This is a genomic window from Neobacillus sp. DY30, from assembly GCF_030123065.1.
Classification (GTDB): Bacteria; Bacillota; Bacilli; order Bacillales; family Cytobacillaceae; genus Neobacillus.
Window position 1 is genome coordinate 3,745,649 of the sequence record NZ_CP126093.1, and the last position, 14,444, is coordinate 3,760,092.

The window sequence follows — 14,444 nt, forward strand, 5'->3', positions numbered from 1 at the left end:
TCAAATAGCTGCTCACGGATTTGTCCTTCATATCGAAAAGCATTCTTAACTGAAACAAAAATAAAAAACCACTTATCGTGGTTTTTAGTCTTGCATTGCCCCTGCTTCTCGGGACGTCATTGCACCTTGACCTTGGCTTACATCCTTTTGTATTTGTTGTTTTACCTTGTTTGGGTCTGTTCCGGCAAATTCTGGCTTCATAATCGAACCTATAGTCTTTTTAGCTTGTTGATTAGACTGCATCCTAGTCCTCCTCCAATATATTGTACTCTCTTATTATTTGCAGATCTCCAGTAAAATTAATCTAACTGATCTTGAAATGGATCAATATATAAATTTCCTTTTGTGCCTACGACAGCATACGAGATGTCTTTAACAGCAAGGTTCCTTTTTTTAAGCTCAGCCATTAACCATTCTTCATCGCAGGCATGTTTGGTTAAGTTTTCGTATAAGATTTTCCCATCATAAATCAGCTCTACGGGAGCAGTTTCCGCTTTTGGTAGTAAATTTAAATCCTGCTTGGTTGTATTTTGGTATTGTGGTTTTTTTAAAACAGAGAGTGAACCATTTACTTCTAAAATAGCGCACTCCACCTCATCTATGTTGAAGATATCTTTTCCACGCAAAGCCTGTTTTAGGGAGTCTATTGAATATCCCATTCGTTCCATTGATTCTTCAAGAATTTTTCCTTTTTGAATTAACGTTGCAGGTTCTCCGGCAATCCATTTTCGAAAGCGGTGATTTCGTATCGCAACTAGATTCAGTAAAAAAACAATACTGCCCATAATACTAATAGAAATGATGAAATACAGGAATTTAACTTTAATATTGAAGGCTAGATTTCCTGCAATGGTCCCCATGGTAATTGAAGCGATATAAAGGTGATAGGTCCTTTGAGCAATTGTCTGTTTACCGAGCAGCTGAACAAATATCCATAATAAAATAAAAGAAATAAAAGTTCGAAAGATAATTTCAACCGATTCTACCATCCTTTTTTCTCCCTTATTCATTATAAAGATCGTATGTCATAGTTTGTTCATAAGGCAAGGCCATTATAATTTTTTATAAAAAAGAAGAGACCTTCCCTGATTGAGAGAATCGTTCCACTCGTCTTATCTTATCCCTATGAACTTTCAACTTTTTCCATTTTATACATCCATTGAAGTATTAAAAAGCCCAGTTGATTTAACTGAGCTATTGCTTTAGGGAATCTGTGGTAACGAAATAATAAATTCAGTCCCAATATCCTTTTCACTATTCACTTGTATTTTACCTTTGAAAGAACGGATAATTTGAAAACTCACCATCATTCCTAATCCTGTCCCGCTTTCCTTTAAGGAATAATACGGAGAACCAAGCATATCTATTTGCTTTTTTGTCATTCCAATTCCTTCGTCCTTAATGATTATCTTTAAAAATCCATCATCGGTTGAAGAACATGTAGTCCAAACCGTTCCACCATTTGGCATCGACTCTATCGCATTTTTTAAAATATTTATCAAAGACTGGTTCAATTTTTAAGGATTAGCATAAATCCAGCAGTTATCTCGAATATCCGTTTTAATCTCTACATTACGATAAAGGATGTAGCTTTGAATGATATTTACTACACGTTGGAGCTGAATACCTACATTGATTCTTTCGTTATCATTAATAGAAGGTTTTCCAAACGATAAAAAATCATTAATAATAGCATTGGCACGGTCTAATTCTTCCAGGGATATTTGGATATATTCCTTCTTTTTTTTAGGTAAATTAGGTTCGTTCAAAAGTTGTAGAAAACCACGAGTCGCTTGCATTGGATTTCTAATTTCATGAGCAAAAACACTTGTTAACTCTCCTATAACTCGTAATTTTTCGGAGTTTTGCATTTCTAAACGCAGCTGGTGTATTTCCCTGATTGTCTCGATTAATAACGTGAAGCAAAACGTCACTAACACTGTAAAGATTAAATGGATAAATGGAACAATGAGATTTTCTATGGAAAATCCTCTTAATATACCAAAACAAGTAATACCAATCAGACAGTAGTAAAAGGAAAGAGCCACAGCCATTTTTACCCTCTTATCTTTTTTCAAACTTACAAACGATTTTTGAAAATACATTATAACAGGCATGGATAAAAGTAAGACCAGAACTGTATTATAAAAACCTATATCCAAACCAAAAGAAAGTCGATAAAAGATGATAAGTGCTGATAGAAAGATTCCTGAAAAAAATCCTCCATATAACGCACCTAACAATAGAGGAATAATTCTTAACTCCAAACGAGCATTTTCACCAAAAACCACTGGAAAGGACATACAAGCTATAATTGATAATCCCCATAACATGGTCATTATTACTTTTCTATTTTTAACAGACATTACCCTTTCGGTAATGAATGTGTGGTAAATAAATATTGGTATTACCATAAACGTAAGCTGCAGCAAAAAATCCTTTATTATACTCATCTTCGGTACCTTTCATATCTCTTCAATATGTGAATCCTGTACTATTCGTGTCACTATGTTTATAACATTTCAATTAAACATTACTATTTAATACATTACACATTGTTCGTTATTATTACCATAATTTGTCGAATGGTTTTTACATTTAATTTCAATGGAAATTTGCTATTTGCAAAAATCTATTACAGCAATGCATAGAATTCCAACAAAAATAGCCTATCAAATTTTTATGCAATTTGATAGAAAGCAATTTTGTTCGTATTATCTATTTCGGTTCTATTTATTACCGTGAATGTACTTTTTCACCTTGCACCCAAACTTCACGGATATTTTCTGGACGTACTAAATACATGAATTTTTGGAAAACGTCTTGTAAGTCTTCCTTTTCATCATAATTTGGTAATTTTGCCGTTGCTACTGTGGTATCAATAATTTGAACATCCCAGGCAAAGTTTTCGGCTAATCGGCCGATAGGAAGGCTTAAGCTTTCTCTCCCGCCAGCAGTTGCAAAATAAAACGCTTCACTAATGGTAATCCGTGAATTGGGTACACCGCGTTCCTCGGCTGGCAGTGAGGTATTTACTCCATCCTCTAACATCCTTGAGGAAATGACAGCTTGTCTGGCATTATCATAAAGGCTCGGTGAAAAACCGCCTGAGATGTCAGAGCCTAATCCAATTCCTAAGCCTTTTTGATGCAAATGAGCAATAGGAATGACGCTGTTTGCAAAATAGGCATTGGAGATTGGACAATGACAGACAGCAGTACCTGTTTCTGCAAATAAATCTGCGTCTTTATCATTTAAGAAGTTGCAATGCGCCATTACCGACTTCTCACGTAATAGGCCAAAATCATGTAAAGCGAACGCGTCGTTCTTTTGGAATCGATCCTGTACATATCTATGCTCCCAATCACTTTCACTGCAATGCGATTGTACTTATGTATCATACTTAGCCGCTAATTCGCCCAGACCCTTTAACGCTTCGTCCGTACAGCTTGGAATAAAGCGCGGAGTTACCACTGGATATACACCTTGTTTCGTTGTTTTGGCTAATTCGTTAACTGCTAAAATAAAATCCTCGGTATCCTTCAATGCCGTTTGCGTATCAGCGTCTCGGTAGATTTCTGAAGTTTGATCAGGATTATCCATCACGACCTTCCCGACTAAACCGCGCTGCCCTTTTTCTGCACAAATCTGAGCCAACAAAAAGCTTGCTTCTTTATGGACGGTAGCAAAATAAAGAGCAGTCGTGGTGCCATTTGCGAGCAGGATCCTTACCACATCTTGATACACCTTTTGAGCAAAATCAAGATTTGAAAATTTTGATTCTAACGGGAAGGTGTATGTGTTTAACCAATCATATAGCGGAATATCCAAGGCTGTCCCTGACTGTGCCCATTGCGGTGCGTGCACATGTAAATCAACAAAACCAGGTAAAAAATATTGGCCTTCTTTTAAAAACTGCACTTTATCTTGATACGTTTCTAAAATCGTTTGATATTCTAGATTTACTGGTGCTACTACTTTAGCGATCATTCCATTGTCATCGATACAGAAAAGATAATTTTTTAAAATATGAATTTATGCTGGTGACTTACTAGTAAAAGCAGTACCTTTAAAGACCCTCGCATAGTTTTTCATTCTATTCACCTTTTGGTCGTATTGTATTTTTACTATTTGATATTATAGGTTATCTACTAAGGTAAGTCTATTTTCCAGGACCTTATTGATTGTTACCCAATTTAATCTCCCACCTACTTTTCGGGCAGAATTACTCTCACATAAGGTAAGATATGGTATCATAATAATTATTAGTTAACTTTTCAGGTCATTTGGTTAACATTCTATTTATCGAACAGGTTGAAATGGGGGAATTTTATGTTTAAGCTGAGAGGTCATCATCTGTTTTGCCTTTTGGGCTATCGGGGTATGGGCTATTCCCCAGAATATGTGGAAAATATGACACGTCTGCACCAAACCTTGAGAGACAACCCAAAGACGAGAATTCAAATTGTAAAGGGTCCCGATCAGTTGTGTGAAAAGTATCCAAACTCAGGCGTATACCACTGCCAAGATGACAATATCTATAGAAGAGACGCTGAAATTTTAGAGAAATTAGGGCTTAAAATAGGACAATATGTCATATGGGAGGATATTGAGTTGCTCATTCGAAAGTTTATCGTCCCTTCCGATATTCAAAATGTATGTAAAACTTGCTCATGGAGATCTTATGGAGTTTGCGAGGAAGGTATTCAAGAGATTCTTGAAGGAAAGGGCTTGAGGGAAGTTAATTAATCTTCCCTCTTTCATATCCCCATATGGATCTTGTAATTAATTTCCAGAAAAGGTTCTATAATAAACGGACCATTTGCCATGTAAACACAAATTTAAGTTTATCCTACATTTTTATTTTTCAATGGAATTTTCTGTTGAACCCTTGTTTTTCATTTTATATCCTAAATAAAGTATTAAGAACCATATTGGTGCAACAACTAATGCTATTCGCATTCCTTCAATAAATGCCATTAATACAATAACAAGTGCTAAAAAAGCCAATGCACAATAAGTGGAGACTGGGTAAAATGGCATTTTGAATGATAGTTTTACGATTTCTTTTTTTGTTTTTGATTGCCTAAATCTTAATTGTGTAATGAGGATAATTGTCCAGCTGGTAATAACGGCAACCGTTGCAACGGAAGAAATATACATAAACACTTTTTCCGGTACAAAATAATTCAATACGACAGCCACTAGTAAAATCAATGCTGAGAACAGGATACCACGCCTCGGATTGCCATTCTTGTTAAGTTTTCCAAAATACTCTGGTCCATTATTTTGCAAAGATAAATTGTATAGCATTCTCCCTGAGCTAAATAGCCCGCTATTAAAAGCAGATAAAGCTGCTGTGATCACTACGAAATTAATGATATGAGCGGCACCTGGAATACCAACATTATCAAAAATTAATACAAACGGGCTGCCATTTGCCCCAATCTCATTCCAAGGATATAACATCATCATAATTCCCAATGCACCAATATAAAAAATTAATATTCTCCAGACCACATTATTAATCGCTGATGGAATTGATTTTTGAGGATTTTTTGCCTCTCCTGCAGTAATTCCTATCAATTCGACACCGCCGAAAGAAAACATCACAAGAACCAAGGACATTAAAATACCTGTGACGCCATTTGGCATAACCCCCCCATGACTCCATAGGTTTTCAAAGCCGATTGGCTGACCTCCGTTCCCTATTCCAAAGAGGATAATGCCTAATCCAAGAAGAATCATTCCGATAATGGCAACAACTTTAACCATCGCGAACCAGAATTCAAACTCACCAAATGCTTTTACGTTTGCAAGATTAATCATAGTAATTAGAACTAGTACACCCAGTGCTGTCAGCCATTGTGGAATATCTGGAAACCAGTAATTCACATAAACACCGACCACTGTTATTTCTGCCATACCTACAACTACCCACATAAACCAATAAGTCCAGCCAGTAAAATAACCTGCAAATGCCCCTAAATATCGATTGGCATATGAACTAAAGGAACCTGAAACAGGTTCATCTACCGCCATTTCCCCTAGGGCTCTCATTATAGTGAAAATAACTAAACCTCCTATTAAATAGGAGAATAAAATAGATGGACCTGCCATTTGAATGGTTGAACTGGAGCCGTAGAATAATCCAACTCCAATTGCACCTCCAAGTGCAATTAACTGAATATGCCTATTATCTAGACCACGATGTAGTTTCTCACTTTGATGAATTTTACCCAACCTATATTCCTCCATTTAAACTATATTCTTTCATATCTATACAATTAAGAGATTATAAACTTCTTAGAATTTTCTAGCAATGAATCACATTAACGCATTGACGTTTTTATACTTCATAACTTTAATCCGCTAAACCGCATTGAAAATTAAACCTTCTTTAGTAAAAAAAGAAAAAGCTACCTTAATGGCAACTTAATCTTCTCTTCTAAAACTTTCCAAATAGAATTTTTAGTTATTTATACAAAATGTCGTCCCGAAGAGATGCTACTTTCGTTAATGCTGTATCGATATCTCTTTCATCCACACCAAAGTGAGCCAGCGCGTCGTGGAGATGTTTTTCGATGGCACTAAAATGAACTGGTTGGAGATTCATCCCTTCGTGAGCTTTTGCCATAGATTGTCCGGTATATTGATTTGGACCGCCTAATGCAAAACTAATAAATTTTGACTGATGACGGCGTTGTTTTTCCATATCCGTTTCTTTAAAAAAATGATTAACTGTATCATCCTTAAGTACTAACTCGGAGTAAAAATAGTCCACCACTTTGGCAATCGCTTCTTCTCCGCCAACTTTTTCATAAAGGTTTTGTTCCATGTGTACACTCCTAAATAGAATTTAATAGAAGTATTTTTCTACAGTAAAGTTGAATTTATTCTTCAAAGATTTAAAAACATTATGATCGTAGACTCTAGTTTTTGGTTTTTGTTTTATGTTCTCAAATAGGTTGATATAATAGAGGGTATGAACTACATAGGAGGTTGACATAATGACCACATTTGAAAAGTTAAAGCCTATTATCTCAGACCAACTGGGTGTCAAAATGGAGAATATCAAACTGGAATCATCCTTCAAAGATGACTTTGAAGCTGATTCACTTGATATGGTGGACCTGACGATGGAAATAGAAGATGAATTCGCGATCGAAATCAGTGACAAAGTTGCTGCCACGCTTCATACTGTCGGTGATGTCGTAAACTATATTCAAAACCAACGTAACAAATAAGAACCAAAAATGACTAACAAATTGCAGGTTGATTTGTTAGTCATTTTTTATTTATACAGGGCATCTTTTCTTAAAATCCTCTTAAATGAGTAAAATAATCCTTCCCTATTTGTTATTCCATTTTTTCATTGATTATTATAGTTTCACTTGTTTCATGACCAGATTCTCCATGTCCTGGTCCGAACAAATTCAGTATTACAACTCCTATAAGAATTAGTATGATTCCTGTAATGCTTGCAGTGTTAATTCTCTCTTTCCAAATTAAAACTGAAATAATTGTCGTAGCAACAATCCCAACGCCTGACCATATTGCGTATGCAGTATTTAAGGGGATTGTTTTCAATGATAATGACAAAAAGAAAAAACAACCAACAAATGATACTATTACTCCTATTGTAGGAAAAAGTTTTGAAAATCCTTCAGATGCTTTTAATAAAGAAGAACCAATAAGTTCCCCAGCTATTGCAAGTGCTAAATACAGATACGACACGTTTATTCATCCTCCTGGGCAACTTCATTTCTTAATACAAAAAGCACAACAGTTTGTGATAGGTTTTGACCTGATCTTTAGCTACAATGAAATACGATATTGTTACTGAAAAGTTCCAAATATTTCATACCTTTTCTCGTTCTACCAGAACTTCAAGTGCATAAGCTACAATGACTAACCAGTGAGAAATACTTTTGGGCTATCATATTAGCTTATTACATTGACTAATACTAAATGCAATTTACCAAAAGATATTATCTAAAGGAGGAATGGGCATACATTCAATGTTCTTAACCTCCTCTGTTATGTCCTCTGTTCCATTTACAATAATCTGTTGGATTAATGTTGTACGATAACCGGTCTCTCGCTTAATGTCTCGTATAATCTGATATGCCACCATTGGTATTTCGCTTCTTTTCCTAGCTGCAAACCTTCCCTTCGAAAACATCCCTGTTCCATCAATGCATAGATGGACTTCAAGATTGAAATACATTCTATCCCCCCATTATTTTTGTTATTCTTAATTATAGAACATACGTTTGTTTTTTGGTGTATAAAAAAAGCTGAATTAATCAGCCCAAGATAAAATAATTAATCCCTATTTACATGATAGATTAGCTGGACAACACCAGAGGAGAATGATCTTGTATTAACCAATTTAAAATTTAACCTCTCTTGGATATCAATAAACAACGGTTTTCCTACTCCCAAACAACAGGGTGTCCTCCAGTTTCTATTTGAAATCATGACCAAGGTGGGGATTAAACAGAAGATTAATTCCACTGTGTGTATTTACAAGGTGTTTGCTTTTATTAATTCCTGTTCAATACCACTCATTATAATAAATGCTCCATCCGACTTATTAGAGCAAACAACCACCTTAATGGATAAGTCGGGATAATAAGTAGAATGAAAGCTCACACCAGGATCGTAACCCATTACATGGTATTTGAGGATATTGTTACCGGAATTTTTCTTTATCCAAATACCATAACCATAGAAACTAGTTTCATTGACTTGTGTGTGTATGGTTAAGAGCTTATTTGTATAAGTTTCATTTAAAAGCTGGTAATTTAAAAGGGCTTTCCATAGTTTTGCCATATCATTAGCTGATACATATGCACCGCCATCGGACCCACCTTTTACAGGTAAAGAATAGATGTTGGTTTTCCAAGTTCCATCAGGATTATCAATATAGCCTATTGCTGTATTTTTCGGTAGGGAGTCAAATGAAAAGTATCCCGACTCAGTCATTTCAGCTTTATTGAAAATGTATTTTTGAACATAATCAGAAAATTCGAGTTGACTTGCCTGTTCCACAATTAATCCTAATAAAATATAACCAGCATTGTTATAGTGAAACGATTCTCCTACTTGCGACTTCATTGGATAATCTCGAAACATTGGTAAGAAATCTTTTAACTTTCTTATCCGATACATAGGATTTTTAACCCAAAGCTCCTCAAAGTTATCCATTACATCCTCATCAAAATAATCGGGGATTCCTGAAGTATGTGTTAGTAAATGGTGGACAGTCACATGATCATCAAAATGTTTAAAATCAATTTTAAGACAATCGGTCAATGTAGACTCGAAAGAGATTTTCCCCCCTTGTACAAGCTGACAAATTGCTATTGCCGTAAAGAGTTTACAACCAGATGCAATTCCAAAACGGGTAGCAGAATTATTTTCTAATTCATCTGAACGGTTCGCGTAGCCAAAACTTTTATCTACTAAAACCTTATCCTTATCTACCACAAATACCGAACCTGAGAAATCTACATTTCTTTGAATATTTGAAACTATTTCTTCTAACTTAATGTTCATGGCCATTCCTCCAGATTTCAATACAATTTAATCATCAAATGCCTGTATAAACAAAATAGACCAACAAATCTAAATACAATTAGTTGGTCAATTTTATCATATTTCGTCGGCACTATCGGTTTATCTATAATTATTATGTGTAGGTTGAAACAAGTCGTCTTCACTTTTTCGAACGAGGACAAAATGGTCAACGTTGTCATGTCCATGCAGTGTTTTATTATGATGATTGATAATCTGTTCCGCAGACAGGACGGCTGAGTCTCTTGTAGAATGCCCATCAGCTGCCAGGGTCACATCAAACCCATTGATGGTCGCGGTTCTCACAGCCGAATCAATACAGTATTCAGTCTGACACCCCATGATGACAAGATGTTCGATTTCTTGATCTTTCAAGTAATCTAGCAAACCTGTTCCATAAAATGAATTGGTCGCTTTTTTATTAAAAATCATGGAAGTAGGAGGAATAGTAATTTTTTTATGAACTTGAAACCCTTCTCCTTCACCGCCAGATACATCTTTATCCCTTACAAAAACGATTAATGCTTCCGCTTCTTTTGCCTTTTCAATCACCAGGTTAATATTTTTCAAGAGTTCCTCTTTTTTAAAAACACTGCTCTCATTTTGATTTCCTTCAATCAATTCCTGTTGGGCATCAATTACGAGTAAAGCTTGATTCACTGGCAAACCCCTCTCAATATCATGTTTAGTTCAGGTCCTTCATAGTTTTGCAACGCTTTCGTGTACTCGTTTATCATACTTACCCTCCATACATATGTCGATTATTTATGTACCATTCCATTAAAGAGGACATAGAAACCCCTAATAGATTGATATCCATTTAATCATCATAATTGAAGATTGTAAGGAAATGATGAATTAACAGTAATTTTTATGTGAATTAGGGGTTTATTTTATAATCTTCAAACTTCAAGATTATTACATCCCCTCAATATTCAAATACCTATAATACATTTTACCATTAAACTCCAAATTGGCAGCATTAGCTTCTTTGAATATTTTCGATCTACTTTGAATATTAGAATATGATGACAATCAGGAGTAACAGGGGTGATTTACTTGAAGAATATCTGAGAAATAGAGTGGATCACAAACAAATATGATTTTTATCGAATCATCTTCCAACTTTTCAGGCACAATTCAACTTCGGATTGTGCCTGAAAAGCTGTATTTTTCTGAGAATGGGTAACAATACTCATTACGTGTGACCCAAATTATACATCTATATGATATTGGGTAACAATCTACCCTCGATTGTTACCACTCCATTGCTCATCGCCTATTTGGGGTACAATCCCCAAAAGACCTCTAATTCTCTACTACTTCCCTTCGTTTTCCTTTTCCCACTTAGCCACTTCTTTACGAACAATCGGAGCTACTTCTTTTCCTAACAGTTCGATGGACCTCATAACGTCTTCATGAGGCATCGTGCCTACAGGGCAGTGGAGCATAAACCTTGTGACTCCGACATTTTTACGAAGGTTAATAATTTTTTCAGCAACAAATTGAGGATCCCCTACATACAAGGCTCCATTTAGACTGCGTGCTGCGTCAAAAGTAGTATGGTCATATCTTCCCCATCCACGCTCACGTCCCAATTTGTTCATCGCCTGTTGAGTTGATGGAAAAAACTTCGCCGCCGCTTCCTCCGTACTTTCACCAACGAAACCATGTGAATGCGACGCAACAGGCAGCTTTGAAGCGTCATGACCTGCGTGTTCCGCTGCTTTTTTATAGAGCTGGACTAGTGGTGCAAAGTGCTGTGGACTGCCGCCAATAATAGCTAATACAAGTGGCAGTCCTAGGAGACCCGCACGAATAACAGACTCCTGATTACCGCCGCTTCCAATCCACACTGGAAGTGGGTCCTGGACAGGTCTGGGATACACCCCCAAATTATTTATGGATGGTCGATGTTCACCTTTCCAAGTTACTTTCTCAGACTTTGTTATTTTTAATAGTAGATCCAGCTTCTCTTCAAATAACTGATCATAATCCTTTAAATCATATCCAAATAACGGAAAAGATTCGATGAAGGATCCACGACCTGCCATAATCTCGGCACGTCCATTTGAAATCGCGTCAAGTGTCGCAAAATCCTGAAAAACTCTTACTGGATCAGCTGATGAAAGAACGGTAACTGCACTAGTCAACCGGATTCGCTCTGTTTGTGATGCCGCGGCAGCTAACACGACTGCAGGTGATGAAGCCGCATAATCTTCGCGATGATGTTCTCCTACTCCAAAGATATCCAGTCCAACCTTGTCGGCCAGGACAATTTCCTCCACCACTTCACGTATCCGTTTTGAGTGACTAATAACCTTACCAGTCTCGACATCAGGTGTTGTTTCTACTAACGTACTTAATCCTATTTCCACGAAAAAGCCTCCTACTTCTATCTATTCATTAAAAAATCATTTGATTATCCCTAACTATCTTTCAATCTACCACCAATTGACAAGTAATAGAAGTTATTCTACTGTCAAAAACCATGACTCGTCAGCTATTGGAACCCAATTCAATCCCAGACAGTAAATAAGGAATGGCCGACTTAATAAATTTTTCAGGCGGTATCTTCATACCAGTTCGTTTCCATTCTACTGAAGCTCCGTAAAGCCCCCAGCTTAAGATCACTGAATTTATTTTTGGTGCTTCATTATCTTCCATTGTCGTTTGCTTTACTAACATTTTGTAAAAAATGATTTCTAGCTGTTCCCTAATGATTCGGGCAATGGTATCTTCGTATCCCCGATGACAACGATTGGATAATGACTTTTGAAAGTTTGTAATTGCTGTGAATATACTTATGAGCACTTCCTCATTTAGTTTGTCAGTGTTGTAGACATCTTCATTTAAATTCACTAACAAAACCTCTGATAAGGCCTTCTCTAATAAGTCATAGATATCTTCAAAATGATAATAAAAAGTAGCTCTATTTATCATCGCCTCTGTGGTTATATCTTTTATGGTAATATCCTTAAATTCTTTTTTCGCTGAAAGTTCAATGAAAGAATCCATAATTAATCTCCGAGTGCGCAGCACACGCGGATCCGTCTTTGGTTGAGTCATAATTATCACCCTACTTTTTCAACAATTTCTTCAATGTGTTGTATAAACGACAAATCGAAGGAACTATTGGTATTGATCTCTTTCATTATTTACTAAAATGCAATTATAAAGCAAATAGGAGGATTGAAATAAATTGAAGAACAACAATAATATGATTTGTGATTTAGAAACAGGTGTATGTGGGATTTCTGGAGAGGGAGAAATGGAACTAATTGATTTTAGTCAACCCAAAAGGTCTATTGAAGTTTATTATGTAACAGACCCAATTTGTTCACATTGCTGGGCAATTGAACCGGTTCTACGTCGTTTTAAAGAGCAGTATGGGCATTATTTTAACTTCCATCCGGTGATGGGTGGATTGCTGGAAAAGTGGCATGATGGTCCCATTGATCCTGCAAACGGAATTTATAAACCTGCGGACGTTGCTCCTCACTGGAGGGAAGTTGGAGTATATTCCCGAATGCCAATAGATGGATCACTTATGATTGACAATCCCGTTCAATCTTCCTTCCCGCCTTCCCGTGTGTATAAAGTGATTCAAAAAAATCATAACGATGAGTTGGCTTATGAATATTTACGTCGTGCCAGGGAAGAGCTTTTTGCATTTAATCAAAATATTTCGGAGCCAGCCATTATGATTGAAATCGTAAATAGACTCGGTCTTGATGGAGAAGCGATTGTAAATGAAGCAGAACAGCCAGCAGGACAACAGTTATTAAATGAAGATTTTGGTCTTGCAAGAAGCCTTGGTGTTAGAGGATTTCCAACGATTATTATGATCAACAAGGAAAACAAGGGGGTAAAAATTGTTGGTGGACGTCCATTTGAATCATATGTGGACGGATTAAAGCAGGTCCTAAACATGGAAGAACTACAGCCAAAACCAAAACCTTCTCTCTCTAGCTTACTTGAAAAAGAGAAACTTTTATTTTCAAAAGAAATTGAAGTGATGTACGACGTTGAACAATCAGATATTAATGACTTTGTTGCAAATGAGCTTTCACCAGGGAGTTATCAGAAGCAAGAAATTCTAGGTGAATCTTATTTTACAAAATAAAAATATAACAGATGTCAACGCAAAAATCCTTGCCATTAATTCTAAACTTACTGAAATCACGAACGGCCCAGTAAAAATAAATCATCGACTAAAACGAACAAACGCAACTTCTCTATTTAAGTTGCGTTTGTTCGTTTCGGCTTGTTTTTTTACTTCATTTTATCTAACGTAACTTCGAATATCATGCATAATAAAAGCGAAAAAGGAATTGAAATGAATAATGCTAGAAGAGGTTTTGTAAAATGTAATCTAATTACCATGAACATGACTATTACAAAAAATAATGACCATCCAAGATTCCACCCATTATGATAGGATATTGCGCCCAATTTTACAGACAGATATTCTAAACCAATAAATACTATAACGAAAAAAGAAACATAAATGACCTTTTTATATAAACTTAATTCGGATGGGTATTTGGATAAAAATACCCAAGTTGATAATGGCATACCAACTAAAATAAGCAACAGCATTGGGATTATGGAGTAAACTACTCCATTCGGTTCCATACTCCACAATTGATATTTATAACAAAGGATTTCATACAGTGCATTCCCCAGTGCTGCAAATAACATAGAGGGATAATATTTACTCCAATCACGATCTCCAAATTTCATGGCGGCAATAATCCATGATATAGAGAGAACGATTGCTACCATAACCGAACACCTACCTTAAAGGTAGTTTTCCAATAGCAGTAAATCTTAAACCCTTAACCCTATCTAAAAGACAC

16 protein-coding genes and 2 pseudogenes are annotated in these 14,444 nt (G+C 36.0%); 3 read left to right on the plus strand and 15 right to left on the minus strand.

Translation table 11 applies throughout. The annotated features are described in order from the left end of the window. Positions 1-84: 84 nt before the first annotated feature. From QNH29_RS18120 to guaD, 5 genes and pseudogenes are all read right to left on the minus strand, one after another. On the minus strand, positions 85-243 hold the full coding sequence (locus tag QNH29_RS18120; RefSeq protein ID WP_283860771.1) for a hypothetical protein: 159 nt from the start codon (positions 241-243) through the stop codon (positions 85-87). A 56-nt stretch (positions 244-299) separates the two neighbouring features. After that, a complete protein-coding gene (locus QNH29_RS18125; RefSeq protein ID WP_283860772.1) occupies positions 300-989 on the minus strand; it encodes a DUF421 domain-containing protein in 690 nt (229 codons plus the stop codon). Positions 990-1,202: 213 nt separating this feature from the next. Then, a complete protein-coding gene (locus QNH29_RS18130; protein ID WP_283860773.1) occupies positions 1,203-1,502 on the minus strand; it encodes an ATP-binding protein in 300 nt (99 codons plus the stop codon). Between the two features lie 15 nt (positions 1,503-1,517). Further along, positions 1,518-2,366 carry a histidine kinase dimerization/phospho-acceptor domain-containing protein gene (locus QNH29_RS18135; RefSeq protein WP_283860774.1) on the minus strand — a complete coding sequence of 283 codons (849 nt, stop codon included), beginning with the start codon at positions 2,364-2,366 and terminating at the stop codon, positions 1,518-1,520. A 370-nt stretch (positions 2,367-2,736) separates the two neighbouring features. After that, positions 2,737-4,035, minus strand: a pseudogene (guaD, locus tag QNH29_RS18140) (guanine deaminase). Between the two features lie 297 nt (positions 4,036-4,332). Between guaD and QNH29_RS18145 the strand changes: the two are divergent. Continuing rightward, positions 4,333-4,749 (plus strand): DUF1284 domain-containing protein, encoded by a 417-nt coding sequence (locus tag QNH29_RS18145; RefSeq protein ID WP_283860775.1) that lies wholly within the window; start codon positions 4,333-4,335, stop codon positions 4,747-4,749. Positions 4,750-4,860: 111 nt separating this feature from the next. Here QNH29_RS18145 and QNH29_RS18150 read toward each other — a convergent pair whose 3' ends face one another. Together QNH29_RS18150 and QNH29_RS18155 are read right to left on the minus strand one after the other, a co-directional pair. Beyond that, complete coding sequence (locus QNH29_RS18150; protein ID WP_283860776.1) at positions 4,861-6,243, minus strand: amino acid permease; 1,383 nt, start codon at positions 6,241-6,243, stop codon at positions 4,861-4,863. A gap of 232 nt (positions 6,244-6,475) precedes the next feature. After that, positions 6,476-6,838 carry a group I truncated hemoglobin gene (locus QNH29_RS18155; RefSeq protein ID WP_283860777.1) on the minus strand — a complete coding sequence of 121 codons (363 nt, stop codon included), beginning with the start codon at positions 6,836-6,838 and terminating at the stop codon, positions 6,476-6,478. 172 nt (positions 6,839-7,010) lie between these two features. On the opposite strand from QNH29_RS18155, the gene acpP reads away from it, so the two are divergent. Next, on the plus strand, positions 7,011-7,247 hold the full coding sequence (gene acpP, locus QNH29_RS18160) for an acyl carrier protein (protein ID WP_283860778.1): 237 nt from the start codon (positions 7,011-7,013) through the stop codon (positions 7,245-7,247). A gap of 112 nt (positions 7,248-7,359) precedes the next feature. Here acpP and qacH read toward each other — a convergent pair whose 3' ends face one another. The 7 genes and pseudogenes from qacH to QNH29_RS18195 all read right to left on the minus strand — a co-directional run bounded on the left by qacH (position 7,360) and on the right by QNH29_RS18195 (position 12,651). Continuing rightward, positions 7,360-7,737 (minus strand): quaternary ammonium compound efflux SMR transporter QacH, encoded by a 378-nt coding sequence (qacH, locus tag QNH29_RS18165; RefSeq protein ID WP_283860779.1) that lies wholly within the window; start codon positions 7,735-7,737, stop codon positions 7,360-7,362. 241 nt (positions 7,738-7,978) lie between these two features. Beyond that, positions 7,979-8,230, minus strand: a complete 252-nt coding sequence (locus QNH29_RS18170) for a hypothetical protein (RefSeq protein WP_283860780.1) — start codon at positions 8,228-8,230, stop codon at positions 7,979-7,981. Positions 8,231-8,328: 98 nt separating this feature from the next. After that, a pseudogene (locus tag QNH29_RS18175) lies at positions 8,329-8,457 on the minus strand (dihydrofolate reductase family protein); the annotation flags it as partial. A 72-nt stretch (positions 8,458-8,529) separates the two neighbouring features. Then, entirely contained in the window at positions 8,530-9,564 is a 1,035-nt protein-coding gene (locus QNH29_RS18180) for a serine hydrolase domain-containing protein (protein ID WP_283860781.1), read from the minus strand. 120 nt (positions 9,565-9,684) lie between these two features. Beyond that, the gene (locus QNH29_RS18185; RefSeq protein ID WP_283860782.1) at positions 9,685-10,242 is read right to left on the minus strand and encodes a cysteine hydrolase family protein; all 558 of its coding nucleotides are present in this window, start codon (positions 10,240-10,242) and stop codon (positions 9,685-9,687) included. Between the two features lie 659 nt (positions 10,243-10,901). Next, entirely contained in the window at positions 10,902-11,960 is a 1,059-nt protein-coding gene (locus tag QNH29_RS18190) for an LLM class flavin-dependent oxidoreductase (protein WP_283860783.1), read from the minus strand. A 121-nt stretch (positions 11,961-12,081) separates the two neighbouring features. After that, positions 12,082-12,651 (minus strand): TetR/AcrR family transcriptional regulator, encoded by a 570-nt coding sequence (locus tag QNH29_RS18195; protein WP_283860784.1) that lies wholly within the window; start codon positions 12,649-12,651, stop codon positions 12,082-12,084. Positions 12,652-12,802: 151 nt separating this feature from the next. On the opposite strand from QNH29_RS18195, the gene QNH29_RS18200 reads away from it, so the two are divergent. Next, positions 12,803-13,708, plus strand: coding sequence for a DsbA family protein (locus QNH29_RS18200; protein WP_283865676.1), 906 nt, complete (start codon positions 12,803-12,805; stop codon positions 13,706-13,708). Positions 13,709-13,857: 149 nt separating this feature from the next. Here the strand turns inward: QNH29_RS18200 and QNH29_RS18205 are convergent, their stop codons facing one another. After that, positions 13,858-14,370 (minus strand): CBO0543 family protein, encoded by a 513-nt coding sequence (locus QNH29_RS18205; RefSeq protein WP_283860785.1) that lies wholly within the window; start codon positions 14,368-14,370, stop codon positions 13,858-13,860. Positions 14,371-14,444: the final 74 nt, after the last annotated feature.

Bases quoted from the DNA above. Each gene is read 5' to 3' on its own strand.
- acpP (WP_283860778.1), top strand. From the start codon at position 7,011: ATGACCACATTTGAAAAGTTAAAGCCTATTATCTCAGACCAACTGGGT.
- QNH29_RS18200 (WP_283865676.1), top strand. From the start codon at position 12,803: ATGATTTGTGATTTAGAAACAGGTGTATGTGGGATTTCTGGAGAGGGA.
- QNH29_RS18170 (WP_283860780.1), bottom strand. From the start codon at position 8,230: ATGTATTTCAATCTTGAAGTCCATCTATGCATTGATGGAACAGGGATG.
- QNH29_RS18135 (WP_283860774.1), bottom strand. From the start codon at position 2,366: ATGTCTGTTAAAAATAGAAAAGTAATAATGACCATGTTATGGGGATTA.
- QNH29_RS18205 (WP_283860785.1), bottom strand. From the start codon at position 14,370: ATGGTAGCAATCGTTCTCTCTATATCATGGATTATTGCCGCCATGAAA.
- QNH29_RS18120 (WP_283860771.1), bottom strand. From the start codon at position 243: ATGCAGTCTAATCAACAAGCTAAAAAGACTATAGGTTCGATTATGAAG.
- QNH29_RS18155 (WP_283860777.1), bottom strand. From the start codon at position 6,838: ATGGAACAAAACCTTTATGAAAAAGTTGGCGGAGAAGAAGCGATTGCC.
- QNH29_RS18180 (WP_283860781.1), bottom strand. From the start codon at position 9,564: ATGAACATTAAGTTAGAAGAAATAGTTTCAAATATTCAAAGAAATGTA.
- QNH29_RS18195 (WP_283860784.1), bottom strand. From the start codon at position 12,651: ATGACTCAACCAAAGACGGATCCGCGTGTGCTGCGCACTCGGAGATTA.
- QNH29_RS18145 (WP_283860775.1), top strand. From the start codon at position 4,333: ATGTTTAAGCTGAGAGGTCATCATCTGTTTTGCCTTTTGGGCTATCGG.
- QNH29_RS18125 (WP_283860772.1), bottom strand. From the start codon at position 989: ATGGTAGAATCGGTTGAAATTATCTTTCGAACTTTTATTTCTTTTATT.